Annotated in this window: 18 protein-coding genes; 13 read left to right on the top strand and 5 right to left on the bottom strand. The window is 68.6% G+C overall.

Annotation, left to right across the window (positions count from 1 at the left end):
* Nucleotides 1–44 precede the first annotated feature (44 nt).
* A complete protein-coding gene (locus tag ACLF6J_RS15835) occupies nt 45–1,418 on the top strand; it encodes a glutamate decarboxylase (protein WP_134352352.1) in 1,374 nt (457 codons plus the stop codon).
* A gap of 6 nt (nt 1,419–1,424) precedes the next feature.
* Here ACLF6J_RS15835 and ACLF6J_RS15830 read toward each other — a convergent pair whose 3' ends face one another.
* Nucleotides 1,425–2,159 carry an aminoglycoside 3'-phosphotransferase gene (locus tag ACLF6J_RS15830; protein WP_134352351.1) on the bottom strand — a complete coding sequence of 245 codons (735 nt, stop codon included), beginning with the start codon at nt 2,157–2,159 and terminating at the stop codon, nt 1,425–1,427.
* Between the two features lie 151 nt (nt 2,160–2,310).
* Here ACLF6J_RS15830 and ACLF6J_RS15825 point away from each other — a divergent pair, with 151 nt between their 5' ends.
* Nucleotides 2,311–3,069, top strand: a complete 759-nt coding sequence (locus tag ACLF6J_RS15825; RefSeq protein ID WP_047520971.1) for an SDR family NAD(P)-dependent oxidoreductase — start codon at nt 2,311–2,313, stop codon at nt 3,067–3,069.
* Between the two features lie 40 nt (nt 3,070–3,109).
* Nucleotides 3,110–3,940, top strand: coding sequence for an SDR family oxidoreductase (locus tag ACLF6J_RS15820; RefSeq protein WP_047520969.1), 831 nt, complete (start codon nt 3,110–3,112; stop codon nt 3,938–3,940).
* A gap of 62 nt (nt 3,941–4,002) precedes the next feature.
* Here the strand turns inward: ACLF6J_RS15820 and ACLF6J_RS15815 are convergent, their stop codons facing one another.
* The 4 genes from ACLF6J_RS15815 to ACLF6J_RS15800 all read right to left on the bottom strand — a co-directional run bounded on the left by ACLF6J_RS15815 (nt 4,003) and on the right by ACLF6J_RS15800 (nt 6,858).
* Complete coding sequence (locus ACLF6J_RS15815; RefSeq protein ID WP_047521131.1) at nt 4,003–4,755, bottom strand: sulfite exporter TauE/SafE family protein; 753 nt, start codon at nt 4,753–4,755, stop codon at nt 4,003–4,005.
* A 13-nt stretch (nt 4,756–4,768) separates the two neighbouring features.
* A complete protein-coding gene (locus ACLF6J_RS15810; RefSeq protein ID WP_134352350.1) occupies nt 4,769–5,356 on the bottom strand; it encodes an ankyrin repeat domain-containing protein in 588 nt (195 codons plus the stop codon).
* A gap of 14 nt (nt 5,357–5,370) precedes the next feature.
* A complete protein-coding gene (locus tag ACLF6J_RS15805) occupies nt 5,371–6,009 on the bottom strand; it encodes a bifunctional 4-hydroxy-2-oxoglutarate aldolase/2-dehydro-3-deoxy-phosphogluconate aldolase (RefSeq protein ID WP_134352349.1) in 639 nt (212 codons plus the stop codon).
* Between the two features lie 87 nt (nt 6,010–6,096).
* The gene (locus ACLF6J_RS15800) at nt 6,097–6,858 is read right to left on the bottom strand and encodes a GntR family transcriptional regulator (protein ID WP_131493363.1); all 762 of its coding nucleotides are present in this window, start codon (nt 6,856–6,858) and stop codon (nt 6,097–6,099) included.
* 170 nt (nt 6,859–7,028) lie between these two features.
* On the opposite strand from ACLF6J_RS15800, the gene ACLF6J_RS15795 reads away from it, so the two are divergent.
* The 10 genes from ACLF6J_RS15795 to ACLF6J_RS15750 all read left to right on the top strand — a co-directional run bounded on the left by ACLF6J_RS15795 (nt 7,029) and on the right by ACLF6J_RS15750 (nt 20,166).
* A complete protein-coding gene (locus ACLF6J_RS15795) occupies nt 7,029–7,730 on the top strand; it encodes an MgtC/SapB family protein (protein ID WP_134352348.1) in 702 nt (233 codons plus the stop codon).
* 71 nt (nt 7,731–7,801) lie between these two features.
* Nucleotides 7,802–8,710, top strand: coding sequence for a sugar phosphate isomerase/epimerase family protein (locus tag ACLF6J_RS15790; RefSeq protein ID WP_244093522.1), 909 nt, complete (start codon nt 7,802–7,804; stop codon nt 8,708–8,710).
* On the top strand, nt 8,707–9,870 hold the full coding sequence (locus ACLF6J_RS15785) for a Gfo/Idh/MocA family protein (protein WP_166804663.1): 1,164 nt from the start codon (nt 8,707–8,709) through the stop codon (nt 9,868–9,870). The genes ACLF6J_RS15790 and ACLF6J_RS15785 overlap by 4 nt, the downstream gene beginning before the upstream one ends.
* 61 nt (nt 9,871–9,931) lie before the next feature.
* Nucleotides 9,932–11,341, top strand: a complete 1,410-nt coding sequence (locus tag ACLF6J_RS15780) for a sugar ABC transporter substrate-binding protein (protein WP_134352345.1) — start codon at nt 9,932–9,934, stop codon at nt 11,339–11,341.
* Between the two features lie 2 nt (nt 11,342–11,343).
* Entirely contained in the window at nt 11,344–12,288 is a 945-nt protein-coding gene (locus ACLF6J_RS15775) for a carbohydrate ABC transporter permease (protein ID WP_134352344.1), read from the top strand.
* Nucleotides 12,285–14,267 carry an ATP-binding cassette domain-containing protein gene (locus ACLF6J_RS15770; RefSeq protein WP_421076917.1) on the top strand — a complete coding sequence of 661 codons (1,983 nt, stop codon included), beginning with the start codon at nt 12,285–12,287 and terminating at the stop codon, nt 14,265–14,267. The genes ACLF6J_RS15775 and ACLF6J_RS15770 overlap by 4 nt, the downstream gene beginning before the upstream one ends.
* Complete coding sequence (locus tag ACLF6J_RS15765) at nt 14,267–15,523, top strand: CehA/McbA family metallohydrolase (RefSeq protein ID WP_134352342.1); 1,257 nt, start codon at nt 14,267–14,269, stop codon at nt 15,521–15,523. Before ACLF6J_RS15770 ends, ACLF6J_RS15765 begins: the two co-directional genes overlap by 1 nt.
* Nucleotides 15,524–15,566: 43 nt before the next feature.
* Entirely contained in the window at nt 15,567–18,251 is a 2,685-nt protein-coding gene (locus ACLF6J_RS15760; RefSeq protein ID WP_166804662.1) for an alpha-mannosidase, read from the top strand.
* A 57-nt stretch (nt 18,252–18,308) separates the two neighbouring features.
* Nucleotides 18,309–19,265, top strand: a complete 957-nt coding sequence (iolC, locus tag ACLF6J_RS15755; protein WP_134352340.1) for a 5-dehydro-2-deoxygluconokinase — start codon at nt 18,309–18,311, stop codon at nt 19,263–19,265.
* 1 nt (nt 19,266) lies between these two features.
* Nucleotides 19,267–20,166 (top strand): Cgl0159 family (beta/alpha)8-fold protein, encoded by a 900-nt coding sequence (locus ACLF6J_RS15750; RefSeq protein ID WP_134352339.1) that lies wholly within the window; start codon nt 19,267–19,269, stop codon nt 20,164–20,166.
* Nucleotides 20,167–20,184 lie beyond the last annotated feature (18 nt).

Raw genomic sequence — 20,184 nt, 5'->3', positions numbered from 1 at the left:
TGGGCGGCAAGGCCGCAAGGACGCCTCGACCGAAAGGTTCTCGCATGAGCAGCACGCCCTCCTCCGACTACGAGCCGATGTTCACGCGCCCGGGGGAGGCGTCGGTCGCCCCGCGCCATCTGATCCCGCCCCAGGGTTCGCTCCCTGCCACGGCGAGGCAGATCGTCGAGGACGAGACGATCCTCGACGGCAACGCGCGTCTCAACCTGGCGACGTTCGTCAGCACGTGGATGGATGACGACGCCAAGCAGGTGTACACCTCGTCTTTCGACAAGAACATGATCGACAAGGACGAGTACCCGCAGACGGCGGCGATCGAGGACAACTGCTGGCACATGCTGGCGAACCTCTGGAACGCGCCGGACGCCTCGGGTGCCATCGGTACTTCGACGGTCGGTTCGTCCGAGGCGTGCATGCTGGGCGGCCTCGCGTTCAAGCGTCGCTGGCAACAGGCGCGACGTGCCGCGGGAAAGGACACGTCGACGCCGAACCTGGTGATGTCGTCCGCCGTGCAGGTGTGCTGGGAGAAGTTCTGCAACTACTTCGACGTCGAGCCGCGCTACGTCCCCATCTCCGAGGAGCACAAGACGCTCGACGGTCACGACCTGGCGAAGTACGTCGATGAGAACACGATCGGCGTCGTCGCGATCATGGGCGTCACCTATACCGGGATGTACGAACCGGTGGCGGCGATCGCTGCGGCGCTCGACGAGATCCAGAAGGACACCGGGCTTGACATCCCCATCCACGTCGACGGTGCCTCCGGGGCGATGATCGCGCCGTTCCTGCAACCCGATCTCGTGTGGGATTTCCGTCTCGAGCGCGTGCACTCGATCAGTACGTCCGGCCACAAGTACGGTCTCGTGTACCCGGGTCTCGGATGGGTGGTCTGGCGCGAGGAGAAGTGGCTGCCGGAGGATCTCGTGTTCAAGGTCAATTACCTCGGTGGCGAGATGCCCACGTTCGCGCTGAACTTCTCGCGTCCGGGGGCGCAGGTGCTGTTGCAGTACTACCTGTTCCTCCGGCTGGGGTTCGAGGGCTACCGTGCCGTGCAGCAGGAGTCGCAGGACGTCGCGAAGTACCTGTCGGCCGGGATCGCGGGGCTCGACGCCTTCGAGCTCTGGAACGACGGCAGCGACATCCCGGTGTTCGCCTGGCGCCTCAAGGACGGCCATACGAAGAACTGGACGCTGTACCACCTGCAGGACCGGCTCCGGATGCGCGGATGGCTCGTGCCGGCGTACCCGATGCCCGCGGATCTCGAGCAGATCACGGTGCAGCGGATCGTCGTGCGCAACGGGCTGAGCATGGACCTAGCCGCCGACCTGCTGGACGCGATCACGGCGGAAGTCGCGCACCTCGACGCCCTCACCTCGCCGATGCCGTCCGATCACCCCGACTCGGCGTTCCACCACTAGGGGTGCTCAGGTCGCATTCCAGAGGTCGCGGTAGAAGGCGAGACGCTCGCGGTCGGGTTCGACTCCGTAAGCCTCGATCAGAGCGTCCTCCCACCCGGGGCCGAAGTTCCACTCGGTGCTCATGGAGGCGACGGCGATGTCGGCCCAGCGGTCGGCCACGCCCAGCAGAGCCAGGTCGACGTGCGCGAGCCAGCGGCCGTCGTCTCCCACCAGGGTGTTGGGGCAGCAGGCATCGCCGTGACTGACGACGAGGCGGTCGACAGCGGGCGCGGTCCGGAGGCTTTTCGGCACGACGATCCCGCGTCGTTCCGCGTTCGCGATGCGCGAGGGCACGCTCCACTCCCAGGGGCACTCCTGCACGGGGAGGGCTTCATGCATCGCGCGGAGCCCTTCGCCGACGGCCCGCACTGCGGTCGCGGGCTCTGCGACCCATCGCGGGTCCACGGCGCTGAGGCCGTCGAGGGCGGCAGTGATCATCCACTCGTGCGTGTCGTCCGCCCCGCTGTCGAGCACGGTCGGCACAGTGATCCAGCCCGACGCCCACCTCATCCGTTCGGCCTCGTCGCTCAACGTGAATTCGAGGTTCCGAGGCCCCCACTTGATGTAGAACGGCTCTGCGGTGCCGGTGGCGCGGAAGGTGAGTCCGCCGTAGTCGTTGCGCCAGACACATTCGAGGTCGGCTCCCCGGGCGAGCAGGCGGACGTGTTCGGGGACGACGACGTCTTCGGCGGGGATCGACATCCATCCATCCTGCCCGACGGCACGTCAGGAGTGATGTCGTAGGCTCGCTTTCGACGCCGTACCTCCGTTCGTGATGACACCAAGAACCACGTAGGCTGGGACCGCGTTCCATCACAGCAGTCGCACGACGACGTTCGAAGGAGAACATCAGATGCAGATCAGCGGACAGGGTGCACTCATCACCGGCGGCGCCTCGGGGCTCGGCCTGGCGACCGCACGTCGCCTCGTCGCCGCGGGCGCCCACGTCACGATCATCGACCTCGCTTCGTCGAAGGGCGCGGAGGTGGCCGACGAGATCGGCGGGCTGTTCGTCGCCGCCGACGTCACGAGCGCCGAGGAGGTACAGGCGGCCGTCGCGGCCGCGCAGTCCGCCGCGCCGCTGCGTGTGGTGGTGAACTGTGCGGGCATCGCGCCGCCGGCCAAGGTGCTCGACCGCGAAGGCAACCCGGCCGTGCTCGCCGACTTCGAACGGGTGATCCGCATCAACCTCGTCGGCACGTTCAACGTCGTCTCGCAGGCATCCGCCGTGATCGCCAAGAACGAGCTCCACGACGACGAACGCGGCGTCATCGTCAACACCGCGAGCGTGGCCGCCTTCGACGGACAGATCGGCCAGCCCGCGTACTCGGCGTCGAAGGGCGGCGTGCACGCGATGACCCTTCCGATCGCGCGCGAGCTCGCGCGCCACGGCATCCGGGTCTGCACGATCGCGCCCGGCATCATGGAGACGCCGATGCTGATGGGGCTGCCGCAGGAGGCACAGGACTCCCTCGGCCAGCAGGTGCCGTTCCCCGCCCGCCTCGGCCGACCCGACGAATACGCCGCTCTCGTGGAGCAGATCGTCGAGAACGGCTACCTCAACGGCGAGACCATCCGCCTCGACGGCGCGATCCGCATGGCCCCGCGCTGACCCCGCCCTCAGAACCGCGATCGAGAACCCAGGAGAATCCATGACACTGGCAGGCAAGACCATCCTGATGTCGGGCGGCAGCCGTGGCATCGGCCTCGCGATCGCGCTGCGGGCCGCGGCTGACGGCGCGAACATCGCGATGCTCGCGAAGACCGACACCCCGCATCCCAAGCTCGAGGGCACGATCCACACCGCCGCGGAGCAGATCCGTGCGGCGGGGGGCAATGCCCTGCCGATCGTGGGCGATGTCCGCGATGACGACGACATCACCGAGGCGGTCCTGAAGACGCAGGGCGAGTTCGGTGGCATCGACATCGTCATCAACAACGCCAGCGTCATCGATCTCTCGCGCTCGCTCGACCTCGGGGCGAAGAAGTACGACCTGATGCAAGACGTCAACGTGCGCGGCACGTTCATGCTGTCCCGCGCGGCGGTGCCGATCCTGAAGGATGCCGAGAACCCGCACATCCTCTCGCTGTCGCCGCCCCTGAACCCCACGCCGAAGTGGCTCGGCGCGCACACCGGCTACACGCTCGCGAAGTTCGGCATGACGCTGGCCACGCTCGGCCTCGCGGCGGAGTTCGCGCGCGACGGCATCGCCGCCAACACGCTGTGGCCCCGCACCACGATCGCCACGGCCGCCGTGCAGAACCTCCTCGGCGGCGACAAGGTGATGGCCGCGAGCCGTACGCCCGCCATCTACGCGGACGCCGCCTACGCCGTGCTGCTCAAGCCCGCGGGCTCCTACACCGGGCAGTCGCTCATCGTCGAGGATGTGCTCGAAGGTGAGGGCGTGACCGATTTCTCCGGGTACGCCGCGATCCCCGGCACTCCCGACAGCGCGCTCTTCCCCGACATCTTCCTCGACTGAGCCCCCGCCTCCCCACCTCATTCGGGCAGGGCGCTTTGGCCTCGCCGACAGGGAGACCCGGGTCAGATCAGGAGGTAGGCCGCCCCGAGGATCGTGAGGATGATCACGAGGCGGTCGAACACGCGCTGGTTCAGGCGTCGCGCGACGCGCAGGCCGAGGAGCGCGCCGATCACCACGAGCGGTGCGAGGACGGCATCCATCAGCAGCACCGGAGTGGGGAACAAGCCGAGACCGGCGAGGAACGGCACCTTGAGCACGTTGATGATCGCGAAGAACCAGGCGGAGGTGCCGAGGAAGACCTGCACCGGAGTCCGGGTGGCGAGGAAGTACATCGACATCACGGGGCCGCCGGCGTTGGCGACCATCGTGGTGAAGCCACCGAGCGTGCCGTAGGCGCCGGCGAGCACGATGCCGCCGGAGGAGGGCGGGACCGCTGCGTGCGCACGGTCCTGCCGCCATCGCCGCCAGAGGGTCACGCCGATCATCAGCAGCAGGATCACGCCGATCGCCCGGCGGACGATGCCGTCGCCGGCGAGCGCGAGGAACGCGAATCCGGCAAGGAGCCCGAGGACGACGGCCGGTGCAAGGCGCAGCAGCGTCGGCCAATGGGCGTGGCGGCGGTAGGCGATCAACGCGAACACGTCGCCGACCATCAGCAGGAGCAGCATCGCGGCCGTGGACGTGCGTGCGGGCAGGACGGCCGCGAACAGCGCGATCGCCAGGATGCTGCCGCCCGGGAGAGCCGTCTTGGAGATGCCGATCGTCACCGCGGCCACGGCGAGTGCGGCCCATGCCCAGGGGTCGAGCGCGATCACCGTTGCCGCCCGATCACCGTTCGAGCTCGGCGACGATCGCGTCGTAGCCGCGGCTCCGTGCCAGTTCGACCGGCAGCACACCGTCGCCGTCGGGGATGTGCGCACCGGCACCGCCGTCGAGGAGCGCCCGCACCACCTCCACGTAGGCGGAGGAACCGTCGCCGAGCACGATCGCCTCGTGCAGGGCCGTCCAGTTCAGGTTGTTGACGTGGTCGGGATCCACGCCCGCCTCGAGGAGGATCTCGACGGTCGCGAGCAGCCCGCGTTCGGACGCCGGGATCAGTGCGGTACCACCGAAGCGATTCGTGCTCGACAGGTCGGCGCCGTTCTCGAGGGTCAGCAGCAGGATCTCATCGTGACCGCGGGCGCCCGCATACAGGTACGCGGAATCCTGGATGTCGTCCTTCGCGTTCACGTCGGCGCCGGCGTCGATGAGCGCCCGCGCCGCCTCGACTCTGTTGCCCTTGGTGGCCGCGATCAGGGCAGTCATCCCGCCGGCTCCTCGCGCCTCGATGTCCGCACCGGCGGCGAGTGCCGCCCGCACGGCATCCGCATCGCCGGCCGCGGCGGAGGCGAGCAGATCAGTGGTGGCGTCGGTCATCGTGTGTGGTGCGATCAGCCCCGCGCGGCGGAGAGCGCGGTGGTGAAGCGTGCGGCGCGCTGCTCGATGTCGGACCAGTCGGCTGCGGCGATCGATGCGCCGTTCGCGAGGTCTCCGCCCGCACCGACGGCGACAGCGCCGGCCGCGAACCACGCAGCGAGGTTGTCCGGATTCACGCCGCCGGTCGGCATCAGGGGTGCGGTGGGGAACGGGCCCCGCAACGCGCCGAGGTACGACGGGCCGCCCAGCGACGCCGGGAAGATCTTGACGACGTCGACGCCCAGCTCCAGCGCGCCCATGACCTCGGTGGGGGTCATCGCTCCGGTCATCACGACGCGGCCGGTGTCGAGCATCGACCGGGTGAGATGGGGCAGGGTGCCGGGGCTGACGAGGAACTCCGCGCCCGCATCAGCGGCCTGAGTGGCCTGGGCCGCGGTGGTCACCGTGCCGGCACCGATGTACGCGGCGTCGCCGTGACGCGCGACCAGTTCGCGGATCACCGCCGGCGCATCGGGTGTCGAGAAGGTGACTTCGATGCCGGTCACGCCACCGCGGATGATCGCTTCGGACGCCTCCAGGGCCAGCTCAGGGGAGGGGGCGCGGAGGACGGCGAGGATGCCGGTGCTGCGGGCGCGGTCGAGGCGGTCGGACATGAGGCTCCTTGCGGTGGGGGATCCTTCCATTCTCCCGGGCGTCCCCTGTAATGACAACTCGGCCGGAAGACGGACGTATGCGCCGGACTACTTCGCGACGAGCGTGGTCTCGAAGCGATACAGGTCGGGGCGGTAGCAGTGGTGGCCGAGCTCGATCGCGGCGCCTGACTGGTCGAACGAGATGCGCTCCATGGTCAGCAGCGGACCGCCCGCCTCGATCTCCAGCAGTTCTGGTTCATCGGCCTCTGCGCGGCGTGCGCCGATCTTCTGCTTGGCGACCCGGATGGCGATGCCTCGGGCGCGGAGGGCCTGATAGAGACCTCGGGACTCGAGTTGTTCGGCGGAGATGTCCGCGAACTCGCGAGGGAGGTAGTTCTCGAGAACGGCGACGGGAACGCCGTCGGTGCTCCGTCGGCGTCGCAGGTGGAGGACCTCCGCGCCGGGGGGCAGGGCGAGTGCCGTCGCCACTTCCTCCGAAGCCGGGATCACCTCGTGCGTCAGCACCTGCGTGCCCGGTTCGTGGTGGGCGCTCTGCAGGTCTTCGAAGAGACTGGTGAGTTCGACCTGGCGGGTGACGGAACCCTGCACGACCTGGGTGCCGATGCCCCGTCGGCGCACGAGGAGTCCCTTGTCGACGAGTTCCTGGATCGCTCGTCGGATGGTGGGTCGGGAGAGGCCCAGCTGCTCGGCGATCGATACCTCGTTCTCGAGGCGGGCGCCGGCGGGGATCGCTCCGGATTGGATCGCGCTCTGCAGGCGCGTGGAGACCTGGAAGTAGAGCGGGACCGGACCCGTGCGGTCGATGTCCGCGAAGAGATCGTTCGGCCACGGGGTGACGAGATCGGCCATGGTCCTCCGCTTTCTGTGGGGAGTCATATTGTAGCGACAATCATACGATCCACCCCAGCCCCGATTTTCCGGGCACTTCGAGCGGCGATGCGTGGCGAGGGGGCGGCGCCGAACAGCGAAAAGTCCTGAGGATGCTTAAAGTGCTATTGTGCTGACATGAAGGAGTCGGCGTGAGCTACGTGTGGGATCCGCACCTGTTCGTGGAGCTCGGTCTCCTCGCCTTGGCCTTCGTGCTCTCGGTGGCGGTCGGTGTCGAGCGCTCCCGGAAGCTCAAGAGCGCGGGGCTGCGCACCCACGTCCTCGTCGGGATCGGTTCCGCCATCTTCACTCTGATCTCGGCGTACGGATTCGAGGGGGTCCTCGGGCCTGACGTGGCCGTCGACCCCTCCCGCATCGCGGCGCAGGTCGTGTCCGGGATCGGGTTCCTCGGGGCCGGCGTGATCTTCGTGCGCAACAATGCCGTGTCGGGGCTGACGTCGGCGGCGACCATCTGGGTCGTGGCGGCGATCGGCATGGCCTGCGGTGCCAACATGCCTCTCCTGGCGATCGCCGGCACCGGGCTGCATCTGCTCACCGTCGGTCCGCTCTCCCGTGTGCGCGATCGTCTGCGCCCGGAACCCGAGAGGCTACGGGTCACCGTCCAGTACGAGGCCGATCGGGGTGCTCTCCGTGAGGCGCTCGCGGCCGCCGAGCGACGCGGTCTGCCGGGCACCCTTCTCGGAGCGGCCCGGATCCACGGCGATTCCGACATGCGCGCGACCCTCGAGTTCGTCGAGGCCTCTCCCGACAAACGCTCGGATCTGATCGACGCGATCGCGCGGCTCGATGGCGTGCGTTCGGTCGCCGTCCAGGGGACCTCCGATGATGATTGATGCATATGTAATTACCTGCTAACATTTTCACTGGGCTTCGGTCCGACCGTTCAATGGAGAAAGGAAATCGAGTGATCCGTATCGCGAATGCGCCGGTGAGCTACGGGGTCTTCGAGCTCGCACGCCCGGACCTCGTCGCACTTCCCGAAGGCGAGGAACTTGCGCGCTGGATCAGCGAGGCCGGCTACCAGGGCATCGATCTCGGACCGGTCGGACTTCTCGGACGAGGCGCGGAGCTGACGGATCGCCTGCGGCGCCACGGCCTCGAACTCGCGGGCGGATGGGTGGACCTTCCGTTCGCCGGTGCCGACGACGACTTCGCCCGCGCGATGGCGGACCTCGATGACATCCTCGACGTGTTCGTCGCTGCGGCGGAGACCGGGCCGATCCTTGCTCCTCTGCCCACGCTCGCCGACTCGGGCAGCGCGGCACGCAAGGCGCGTCCTGGTGGCGCTCCCGAACTCACGCTCCGTGGGGACGACTGGGCGCGGTTCGCCGATCGCGTCAGCATCGCGACGGCGCGTGTCCGCGATCGCGGGCTCGAGCCGACCTTCCACCACCACGCGTGCACGTATGTCGAGACGCCCGAAGAGGTCGACGCGCTGCTGGCATCGACCGACGTCGGTCTCACCTTCGACTCCGGTCACCTCCTCATCGGGGGCGGCGACCCGCTGCCCGACTTCCGCCGGTGGCGTGACCGCATCAATCACCTGCACCTCAAGGACGCGCGCACGCGGATCCTGCACGAGGCGTTGCAGGCCGATGACCCGATGCGCTCGGTCTGGGAGAAGCGCGTCTTCGTCCCGCTGGGACAGGGGGATCTCGCCGTCACCGAGCTCGTGGAAGAGATCATCGACAGCGGATACAGCGGCTGGCTCATCGTCGAGCAGGACGTCGTGCCGCGCTCGACCGCTGAGGTCGAGCGGGCCAAGGCCGAACAGGTCGCCAACCGCGACGCCTTGCGGGCGTGGTTCGCGTGAGTGTCACCCGCCTCGCCGTCATCGGGTTGGGGGCGATCAGCCAGAGCGTGCACCTGCCGATGCTGCGCAGGAACGCGGAGGGCTTCGAGATCGCCGCGCTCGTCGATCTCTCCGCCGAGCGCACCGCCGACATGGGAGTCCGCTACGGCGTCGCCGCGGACCGTCGGTTCTCGTCGGTCGATGCCCTCGTCGCCGCGAAGGACGACGGTGTGCTCGCGATCGACGCCGCCATCCTCGCCACCACCGGCTCCCACGCCGGCGACACGCTGCGGCTCGTGAAGGCCGGCATCCGTGTGCTCGCCGAGAAGCCCCTCGCCTACTCGATCGCCGAGCTCGACGCCCTTGCCGCCTACGCCGTGGACGCCGGGATCGACCTGCGTGACTGGGTGCGCGTCGGCTACATGAAGGAGTACGACCTCGCGTCGCAGCACGCGAAGCGCCTCCTCGCCGACGTCGACCTGCGTGCGATCAGCGTGCAGGTGATGCACCCGCTGGACGGCTCGCAACTGGAGTACGCCCGCCTCGCGGCGCGCACCCACGACGTCTCCGCGGAAGTCCTCGCCCCGCTGATCGCAGCGACGGGGACGATCGTGGACTCGGCCGTCGGCGCCGACCTCCCGACCGACCTGCGCACGCTCTACACGAACGTCGTGCTGGGTTCCATCGTCCACGACGTCGGACTGCTCCGTATGCTCGTCGGCGGTCTGGGCGATGTCGACTTCGCCCAGCACTGGGGTCCGAAGATGCCGGGATCGGTGCACCTGCGGGGCACGCTCGCTCGTGACGAGACCCCGTGGACCCTCGATTGGCACTACATCGACGGTTACCCCGACTACCAGGAGACCGTCACCTTCCATCACGAGACCGGAACCGTCGAACTGCTCTTCGGTGTTCCGTACGTGACCAATCTCCCCACCGTCCTCCGCGTGACGGAGAGTCACCCGGAGCTCGGCATCCGCGTGAGCGAGTCGCGGTGGATGCAGCAAGAGGCTTTCGAGAACGAACTGTTCGCGCTGGCGGCACTGGTCCGCGGCGAGCGTCCCGACGGGGCGAGCGTCGAGGAATCGATGGCCGACGTGCGGGTCGGGCAGCGGATGATCCGCGCGCTCGCGCTCTCGAAGGGCGTCACGCTCGACCCGGGCGTCGAAGCCGCGCAGTAGTTCACCCACATCCGCGACCGAGCGCATCCGCTCGGCGTTCAGCGATACAGAAAGGTCAGAAATGGTCACGTACGGAAAGCGCCGCCTGCTTGCGGCGTTCGCCCTCACCACTGTCGGTGCGGTCGTCCTGGCTGGCTGCTCCGGAGGATCGGAGCCGGAGACCGAGGACGAATCCGGGCCGGTCACCCTCACCCTCACCACCAACTCCATCACCGGCGGCAAGAACAGTGCCGAAGCGGACTGGATCGCGGACTGGGTCATCCCCGAGTTCGAGAAGGCCATGGACGCGGAAGGCAAGGACGTCACCGTCGAGTTCCAGCCGCAGGGCGTCGACGATGAGGACTACAAGACCAAGATCGCCCTCGATCTGCAGTCCGGCAAGGGCGCCGACATCATCGGGATGGACGGCATCTGGGTCGGCGAGTTCGCCGAGGCCGGATACATCAAGCCGCTCTCCGACGTCGGCGGCAAGGCGGTCGACGACTGGGACGGCTGGGCGCAGATCCCCGACGCCGTGCAGAACGCCCTCTCGTTCGACGGCGACCGCTATGGCGTCCCGCAGGGCGCCGACGGTCGCGTGCTGTACTACAACAAGGACCTCTTCGCCCAGGCGGGGCTCGATGAGGACTGGGCTCCGGAGAGCTGGGACGACATCCTCGACGCGGCTCGCGACCTCAAGGACCTCGACGGCGTCACCCCGATCCAGCTGAACGCCGGTACGGCGATGGGCGAGGCGACGACGATGCAGGGTCTGCTTCCGATGCTGGTCGGCACCGGAGAGCAGGTGTACGAGGACGGCAAGTGGATCGGTGCCACCGACGGCATGGAGAAGACGCTCGACCTGTACGAGACGATCTACGTTGACGAGGGGCTCGGTGACCCGGTCCTCCAGCAGGAGGCGTCGGGACGCGACACCTCGTTCCAGCTCTTCGCCGAGGGCAAGATCGGCATCCTGCTCGAAGGCGACTACTTCTGGCGTTCCGTGATCAACCCCGCGGAGGGTGTGGGCACGGCGCCGATGGCCGATCGCGACACCACCGTCGGGTACGCCAAGATCCCGGCGATCGAGCCGGGCGACGGCATCAACGATCAGGACTACGTCTCGATGTCCGGGGGTACCGGGCGTGTGCTCAACCCCAACTCGAAGCACGCCGCGCTCGCCTGGGAGCTGCTCGCCTTCATGAACTCGCCGGAAGCCTACGAGGCGCGTGCCGCCGGCACGCTCTCGATCTCCCCGCGCAACGACGTGAACGAGAAGCTCCTGTCGTCCGACCCCATGTTGACGTTCGTCAGCGAAGAGGTCCTGCCGATCACCGCCTACCGTCCGGGCCTGGCCGCCTACCCGCAGGTGTCCGTGCTGCTCCAGCAGGCCACGCTCGACGTCGCCACCGGGACGTCGGTCGATGACGCCCTGAAGACCTACGTCCGTGGTCTCGAAGGCGTCGTGGGCCCGGACGCGATCTCCGAGTGACCATGACGCAAGCAACGATGCCGGCGGGGAGCGTCACCGCTCCCCGCCGGCGCCGCGCGGAGGATGTCGCCGGTCTCGGCCGGGCGAGGGCGACCCTGTTCGCGGCGCCCGGTCTGCTCCTGATCGGCCTGTTCCTCCTCTTCCCGGCGCTCTGGACCGTCTACCTCGGGATGACCAACTACCGGCTCACCGGCTTCGCCGCCGCCAACCCGGAGTTCGTCGGACTCGAGAACTTCTCCACGGCGCTCAACGACCCGCGGTTCTGGAACTCGCTGTGGCTGACGCTGGTGTTCGTGCTGGTGTCGGGGATCATCGGGCAGACCGTCCTCGGCTTCGCGCTCGCCTGGATGCTGCGCAACGTGCGGGCCGGCGTCAAGACCTTCGTCGAGACGCTCGTCCTCGCGGCCTGGGTGATCCCCGCATCGGTCGCCTCTTTCCTCTGGCTCGCGCTCCTCGACCGGCGCACGGGCACTCTGAACTCCCTTCTCGGGACCGAGGGGGCGGCCTGGCTCATCGAGCATCCGATGGAGTGCATCATCATCTTCAACATCTGGGTCGGGACGGCGTTCTCGATGCAGTTGTTCTCGTCGGCGATCAGCGCCGTCCCGCCGTCGCAGCTCGAGAGCGCCCGCATGGTCGGGGCCAACACGTGGCAGCAGCTGCGTGATGTGATCCTCCCCAACATCAAGGGGCACCTGCTGACCAACACGTTGCTGATCACGCTGTGGACCTTCAACACCTTCACCCCCTACCTGCTCACCGCGGGCGGGCCGAACGGTCAGACCGACATCCTGTCGGTTTACATCTACCAGACCGCCATCCCCGGCGGGCAGCTGGGACTCGGAGCGGCGATCTCGTTGATCATGCTCCTCATCAACCTCGTGATCGCGCTGATGTACACGCGCGTCTCGCGAGGGAAGGGCTCGAAGAAGAAGGTGCGCTCATGATGACCGCCATCAAGACCGTCGTGCGCGACCGGTCGGTGACCCATTTCGTGTCGCGGATCCTCTTCACGATCGTGATCGTGCTCGTGTCCCTGTTCTTCGCGCTGCCGATGGTGTGGCTGGTCCTGGCTCCGTTCGACGCGACGCCGTCGCTGACGGTGTCGTGGCCGGACTGGACGCTCGACAACTTCGCCCGCCTGGCGGAGAACCCGTACGCCCTGAAGTCGATCCTCAACTCCTTGATCCTCGGCATCGGGACCATGGCGCTCGTGATCGTGCTCGGAGCCCTGGCCTCGTACGCGATGAGCCGGATCAGCATCCCGGGGCGCGACGGCATCCTCTACGGGCTACTGCTCCTGTCGTCCATCGTGACGGGGACGGCCGCGATGGTCCCGACCTTCCAGCTCATCAATCAGCTGCAGCTGATCAACACCCACGTCGGCGTCATCCTCGTGCTGGCCGGCGGGATCCTCCCGACGGTCATCTTCATCCTCAAGGACTTCATGGATTCCATCCCGAAGTCGTACGAGGAGTCGGCACGGCTCTACGGTGCGGGTCCCTTCCGCATCCTCAAGGACGTCGTGGTGCCGATCGCCCGTCCGGGCCTCGCGTTCATCGCGATCTGGACGATCGTGCAGGTGTGGGGCAACTTCCTCGTGCCGTTCCTGCTTCTGCGCACGCCCGACATGCAGCCGGCCGCCGTGCTCATGTACACCTTCTACACCGAGAGCGGCCAGGCCGATCTCCGACTGATCTCGGCGTTCTCGCTGGTGTTCTCGGTGCCCGTCCTTCTCATCTGCTTCTTTGTGAACCGTCTTCTCGCTGGTGTTCTCGGTGTCCGTCCTTCTCATCTACTTCTTTGTGAACCGTCGCTACGGTTTCCGCTTCCACGGAGGGATCAAGTCCTGATGGCCGCCATCATTGCAACCGAACTCGTCAAGGAGTACCCCGGCGGGGTGCGCGGCGTCGACAGCGTCGACGTCGAGATCGCGGACGGCGAGTTCTTCGCGCTGCTCGGTCCTTCCGGGTGTGGGAAGACCACGCTGCTGAGGTCGATCGCGGGCCTGGAGAGCATCACCTCCGGAAAGCTCACGATCGGCGAGAAGGACGTCACCAACGCCGAGCCGGGTGAGCGCGGCGTGGCGATGGTGTTCCAGGACTACGCGCTGTTCCCGCACATGGACGTCGGCGACAACATCGCCTACCCGCTCCGGATCCGCCGAGTGGGCAAGGGAGAGCGTCGCACCACCGCGGAATCCGTCGCGAACGGTCTGTCGCTCAACGGCCTGATCGAGCGCCGACCTGGTCAGCTCTCCGGTGGCCAGCAGCAGCGCGTGGCCCTCGCTCGCGCCGTCGCGACCAGGCCGGATGTACTGCTGTTGGACGAGCCGCTGTCGAACCTCGATGCGCGGCTGCGGCTCGAGGCGCGGACCTTCCTGAAGGAGTTGCAGCGCGACCTCGGTGTCACCACCGTGTTCGTGACGCACGACCAGGCGGAGGCTCTCGCTCTCGCGGATCGGATCGCCGTCATGAAGGCGGGGAAGCTCCAGCAGATCGGCTCTCCGCGGGAGATCTTCCACCGTCCGAACAATACCTTCGTCGCCGGGTTCATCGGCTCGGTGCCGATGAACCTCCTCGAGACGACGGTCGCGGCTGGTCATGTCCGCATCGGCGACGCGGATGTCCCGGTCCCGCCGGAAGCCGCCGCGGCGGTGCGGGATGGGCAGACCGTGAGCTGGGGCATCCGTCCCGAGTACCTGCGCTGGTCGGCCGAACCCGTCGCGGACGGAATCGCGGCGGAGGTCGTCGTGACCGAGACCCTCGGTGCGACGAGCCTCGTGCTCGTGAGCGCGGGGGAGCACAAGCTCCAGGTCGTCGTTCCCGAGGAACACGAGCCCGCCGCGGGCGACCGCGGTTGGATCGTCCCGCAGCTCAACCGCGCGCTGCTGTTCGACGCCGAGAGCACCGAGCGGATCGGCTGATGGGCACCGTCCGCACCACCCTCCACCTCACGCACGACATCCAGAACGCCGATCGCTACGTGCGGGTGCCGTTCGACGTGCCCTCGGGCACGGATTCGCTCGAGGTGCGCATCTCCTACGACACCGAGGCGGCCGTGATCGACCTCGGCTGCGAGGGGGCGGCAGGGTGGCGCGGATGGTCCGGCGGCGCGCGGACCACGTACGTGATCCGCACGGACGACGCCACCCCGGGGTACCTTCCCGGGCGCCCGGAAGAGGGCGAGTGGAACGTGATCCTCGGGGTGCACCGACTGAGCGCCGGTGGCGCCGACGTCATCGTCGAGATCCTCCTGCCCGCGGAATCGACGATCGACCACGGCCCGGTCGTCGCCCCCGTGGCGGGGGTGCCCCGCGGAAGCTCGAGGAACCTCCCCGCCTCCGCAGGTCTGCGGTGGTTCGCCGGCGACTTCCACGCGCACACCCTCCATTCGGACGGCCGCGAGAGCATCTCCGGCCTGGCGGCACTCGGGGTGAGCGCCGGACTCGACTTCCTGGCCGTCACCGACCACAACACCACGAGCCACCACGCGCATCTCCCCGGGATCGGGGAGCAGCATGCGATCACGCTGCTGCCCGGCCAGGAGGTGACCACGCACCGTGGTCATGCGAACGCCTTCGGGGACATCGGCTGGATCGACTTCCGCCGTCCCGCGCAGGAATGGGTCGACGAGGTCGAGCGCCGTGGTGGCGTCCTGAGCGTGAACCACCCGATCTCGGGGGACTGCTCGTGGCTGCACCCGCTCTCGCGCCTGCCGCGTGCCATCGAGCTCTGGCATTCGACGTGGTACCGCGAGCTCATCGCCACGTCGCCGCTCGCGTTCCACGAGCGCTGGGGCAAGGACGCCGTCCTCCTCGGCGGTGCCGACTTCCACATGCAGAGCCAGGGCATCGGGCCCGGTACGCCGACCACCTGGGTTGCCGCGGAAGACGCCTCGCCCGAGGCGATCCTCGCCGGCGTCGCTGCGGGGAGGACCGCGATCATGGGCGGGGTCACCGTGCGGGACGGGCTCAGCGCACCCGACCTCTTCACCGCCCCGGTCCTCCTGCGCGTCGATGACGAACTGCTCGCCGTCGACGCCGACGGTCTGATCCTCGTCGACGGTGCCGGTGAGCGTCGCTCGGTGCACGGAGACCTCGCCTCTTTCGCCGCCGATCGGGCCGCCGGCCCCTACTACCTGCTGCATCCCGACCGCAGCATCGCCGCCCTGTGCGCCTGACCGGCCGCACGCATCTTCCGCAGAGAATCAGGAGTCCCCGCCCGTGACCAGTGAGATCGTCGTCGTCCCCCACACCCACTGGGACCGCGAATGGTATGAGCCGCACGATGTCTTCCGCCTGCGCCTGGTGCACATGCTCGACCGGCTGATCGGGATCCTGGAGGCCGAGCCGGAGTACCGGTTCACGCTCGACGGACAGGCCGCGGCGATCGAGGACTACCTCGAGATGCGTCCGGAGATGCGGGACCGGGTCATGGCTCTGGTGCAGCGGGAGCAGCTGAGTGTGGGCCCGTTCCTCATCCTGCTCGACGAGTTCGGCTGCGACGGCGAGACCATCATCCGCAACCTCGAGCTCGGTCGCGCCGCGAGCGCGCGTCTGGGCCGCACCATGCCGGTCGGCTACCTCCCGGACATGTTCGGCCATGCGGCGCAGATGCCGCAGATCCTGGCCGGGTTCGGCATCCGTCACAGCGCGCTCTGGCGGGGTGTCCCCGCTGACGTCGCTGAGCACGCGTTCGCATGGGTCGCCCCGAACGGCGATGCCGTGCGCTGCGAGTACCTCTTCGACGGCTACGGCAACGGGCTCGACATGTTCGCTCTGCCGGGTCAGCTCCCCGCGCTCGCCCCCGACTACGCCGGCCGCACCGCGTCCTGGTACGGCGACGACCCGGTGCTCGCGATGCTGGGCACCGATCACTCCGCACCTCCCGAAGACCTCGCCGAGGTCATCCGGGACTACGACGCGACGGGCCGCGAACCGCACCTGTCGATCGCGACCCTCGACGGGCACCTCTCGCGCTATGCGACGGATGCCGCGGCGCTGGCCGTTCTTCCGCAGGTGCACGGCGAGATGCGCTCGCACGCCCGCGGCAACCTGCTGCCCGGGGTGTTCTCGATCCGCACGAACCTCAAGCGCGAGATGGCCCGTTCGGAGCAGGCGCTCACGGCCGCCGAACGACTCGACCTGATGTTCGGATCCCGCGACCACCGCTCCTTCTTCGACACCGCCTGGTACCGCCTCGTGGAGAGCACGGCGCACGACTCCGTGACCGGCTGTGGCATCGACGCGACGGCTGAGCAGGTCGGGACCCGCATCCACACCGCGGGGCACATCGCCCGTGGGGTCATCGACACCGTCCTCCGTGACGTGTCGGCGGCAGTGTCGCCTGCGCAGCACCTCGTGTTCAACCCCTCGGGCTTCGCTCGGCGTGCGCAGGTGGAGGTCACTCTGCACGGGGTGGATGCGGCGGCGCTCCCGGCGGGCGTGCAACTGCTGGACCCGCTGCCCACCGTGCTCGGCGACGAGCGGATGCGCAGCGCCGATCTGCCCAAGATCCTCCGCCGCATCCACGGGCGTGAGCTCTTCGGGCAGCAGATCAACGGGTACGAGTGGGGCGAGCAGTCGCTCCGCTTCCAGGTGGCGGAGAGCCCTGAGGGTGTCTGGGACCTGGCGGCCTTCACCGTGGAACTGGAGGAGCGCGTGGCGGCGGATGCCGGCGGCGACGAGCTCTGGCATGTCGAGACCATCGCCGATGCGCGCCACCGTGCGCTGCTGGCGGTGGACGTCGACGGTCTCGCGCTCGCCGCGGTGGCCGAGGCGACGGCGGCGGTTTCCGATGACCCGGTCACGGTGACCACCCGATCGCTCTCGAACGCCGCGCTCACCGTGACCGTGAACGCCGATGGCACCGTGCGCATCGACGGGGCGGACGGCTCCTCGATCGACGGCGCCCTCGCCCTCGTCGATGACGGCGACTGCGGCGACTCCTACAACTACGGCCCGGTCGATCCGGCCTCCGCGGTGAGGAGTGCGTCCTCCGTCGACGTCGCCGTGATCGAGGAGGGGCCGCTGCGCGGACGCCTCCGCATCCGTCGGGTCTACGACCTGCCGGTGGGGCTGACCGAAGACCGGACACGTTCGAGTGAGACCGTGCCGCTGGTGACCGAGACCACGATCGAACTGCGCGAGGGGGAGGGCTTCCTGCGTGTCGGCATCGACTACGTGAACACGGCCTCCGACCACCGGCTCCGGGTGCTCGTCCCCGTCGGGGGTGCGGAGCTCGACGCCTCCCGGAGTGCCGGGCAGTACGCGACGACCGTCCGTGGTCGCGAGGCCGAGGGTGGCTGGGGCGAGTTCCCGTTGCCGACCTACCCGGCGTATCGCTTCGCCGCGGCGGGTTCGACCGCGGTTCTCGTGCAGAAGCTGTCGGAGTACGAGCTCGTGTCGACGCCGGGCGCATCCGACGCCCTCGCGGTCACCCTGTCCCGCTCCGTCGGCATGATGAGCGTCAACGTGCATCCGCTGCGTGACGAGCCCGCCGGTTCCGAGATCCCCGTTCCCGGTGCGCAGTACCTCGGAGTGGCCGTGCACACGGACCTGGCGATCCTGGTCGGCGCGGATGATGCGACGGCCGTGCGCGCCGCCGACCTCTTCCGGCACGACCCGCTCGTGGTCCGCGGTTCGGGCGAGACCGACGGTCCGGTGCCCGAGGCAGCCTTCCCGGTCGAGCTCTCGGGCGACGTCGTGCTGGAATCGGCGCGACGGGTCGGTGATGCCGCTGAGCTCCGATTCGTGAACTACCTGTCCGACGCACGCGACGTGGCGTTCTCGGCGCCGGGGTCCTGGACGCGGGTCGACCTGGCCGGTGAGGTTCAGGAGGCCGCGTTCGACGCGTCCTCCGCGCGCACGGACGCGGGCGCGATGCTCAGCATCCGACGATCGCTCTGAGCAGATCACCGCATTAGTGCTAATGTTAAGACAAATGCGCGAAGGAGTGGAGGGGTGATGTCGGAAGAACGATCGGTCCTGGAGATCCTGACCATCGGGCGCCTGGGCGTCGACCTGTACCCGCTGCAGGACGGCGTCGGTCTCGGTGACGTCACCAGTTTCGGAAAGTACCTCGGTGGAAGTGCGGCCAACGTGGCCGTCGCCGCTGCTCGCTACGGGCACGACACCGCTCTGCTCTCCCGGGTGGGAGACGACCCCTTCGGGCGGTACCTTCGCGAGGAACTGGAGCGCCTCGGGGTGCGGAGCGACTTCGTCGCGACCGATCCGAGCTACAAGACGCCGATCACGTTCTGCGAGATCTTCCCGCCGGACGACTTCCCCCTGTACTTCTATCGCGAGCCCACTGCTCCCGACCTGCAGATCCGCCCCGGCGACGTCGATGCGCAGACCGTGCGGGAAGCGGCGCTCCTCTGGTTCACGGCGACAGGCCTGAGCGAGGAGCCGAGTAGACAGACCCACCTCGACCTCCTCGCGTCGCGGGGACGCCGTGCGCACACCGTGTTCGACCTGGACTACCGACCGATGTTCTGGGAGGCGCCGGAGGCCGCGCGCACGCAGATCCAGCGTGCGCTCGAGTTCGCCACCGTCGCCGTCGGCAACCGCGAGGAGTGTGAGGTCGCGGTCGGCGAGACCGAACCGCAGCGTGCCGCGGACGCGCTCCTGGAGCGCGGCGTGGAACTGGCGATCGTCAAGCAGGGGCCGCGCGGTGTGCTCGCCAAGACGCGGTCGACGCAGGTGGAGATTCCGGCCACCCCGGTCGAGGTCGTCAACGGGCTCGGTGCCGGCGATGCGTTCGGTGGCGCGCTCTGCCACGGCCTGCTGGCGGGATGGGAACTGGAGAAGACGTTGATCTATGCGAACGCGGCGGGCGGCATCGTGGCCGGCCGCCGGGAATGTTCGACGGCGATGCCGACGGAGCGCGAGGTCGCCGAGGTCGTGAACGGAGATGCATGAGATGACAGCACTGACCGAGGACGACTTCCACCGGCTCCGGACGGTGCGTGCGGAGTCGCCGCGAGCGATCCGCGAGACGCTGGCCGGGCGACGTCGTCGCGAGATCATCCGCGGCGACGGGCGGCTGTTCATCATCGCGGCCGACCATCCTGCGCGCGGTGCGCTCGCCGTCGGCGACTCGCCGTTCGCGATGGCCGACCGCTACGAGCTGCTCGACCGCCTCGCGATCGCCCTGCGGCATCCGGGCGTCGACGGCGTGCTGGGAACCCCCGACATCATCGACGATCTCGCCGTGCTCGGTCTGCTCGACGACAAGATCGTGGTCGGCTCGATGAACCGCGGTGGCCTGCGGGGGGCGAGCTTCGAGATGGACGACCGCTACACGGGGTACGACGTGCCCGCGATGGTGGACTCGGGAATCGACTTCGCCAAAGCGCTCCTGCGGGTGAACCTCGACGACGACGGGACGGCACCCACGCTGGCCTCGACGGCGGAAGCGGTCACGGCGGCCGCACGCGCGGATCTGCCGATCATGCTGGAGCCGTTCCTGAGTCGACGCGTGGACGGCCGGGTCGTCAACGATCTGAGTCCGGATGCCGTGATGCTGTCGATCGCCATCGCCAGCGGTCTGGGCGCGAGCAGCGCCAGCTCCTGGCTGAAGCTGCCGGTGGTCGAAGACATGGAGCGGGTGCTGGCGGCGACGACGTTGCCGGTGCTGCTCCTCGGCGGAGACGCGGGCGCCGACCCCGACGACACGTTCTCGTCCTGGGAGGATGCTCTCTCGCTGCCAGGAGTGCGCGGACTGACGGTCGGACGCACGCTCCTGTACTCCTCCGACATCGACGTCGCGTCCGCCATCGACGTCGCCGCCTCTCTGGTTCACCCCGGGCTCACCGCCTGAACGCCTCTTCCCGCCTGA

This window comes from Microbacterium sp. IO18, assembly GCF_049099505.1.
In the GTDB taxonomy this organism is placed as follows: Bacteria; Actinomycetota; Actinomycetes; order Actinomycetales; family Microbacteriaceae; genus Microbacterium; species Microbacterium aurugineum.
Note: the sequence above shows the minus strand (reverse complement) of the source record. Positions and strands in the feature narration are given on the sequence as shown.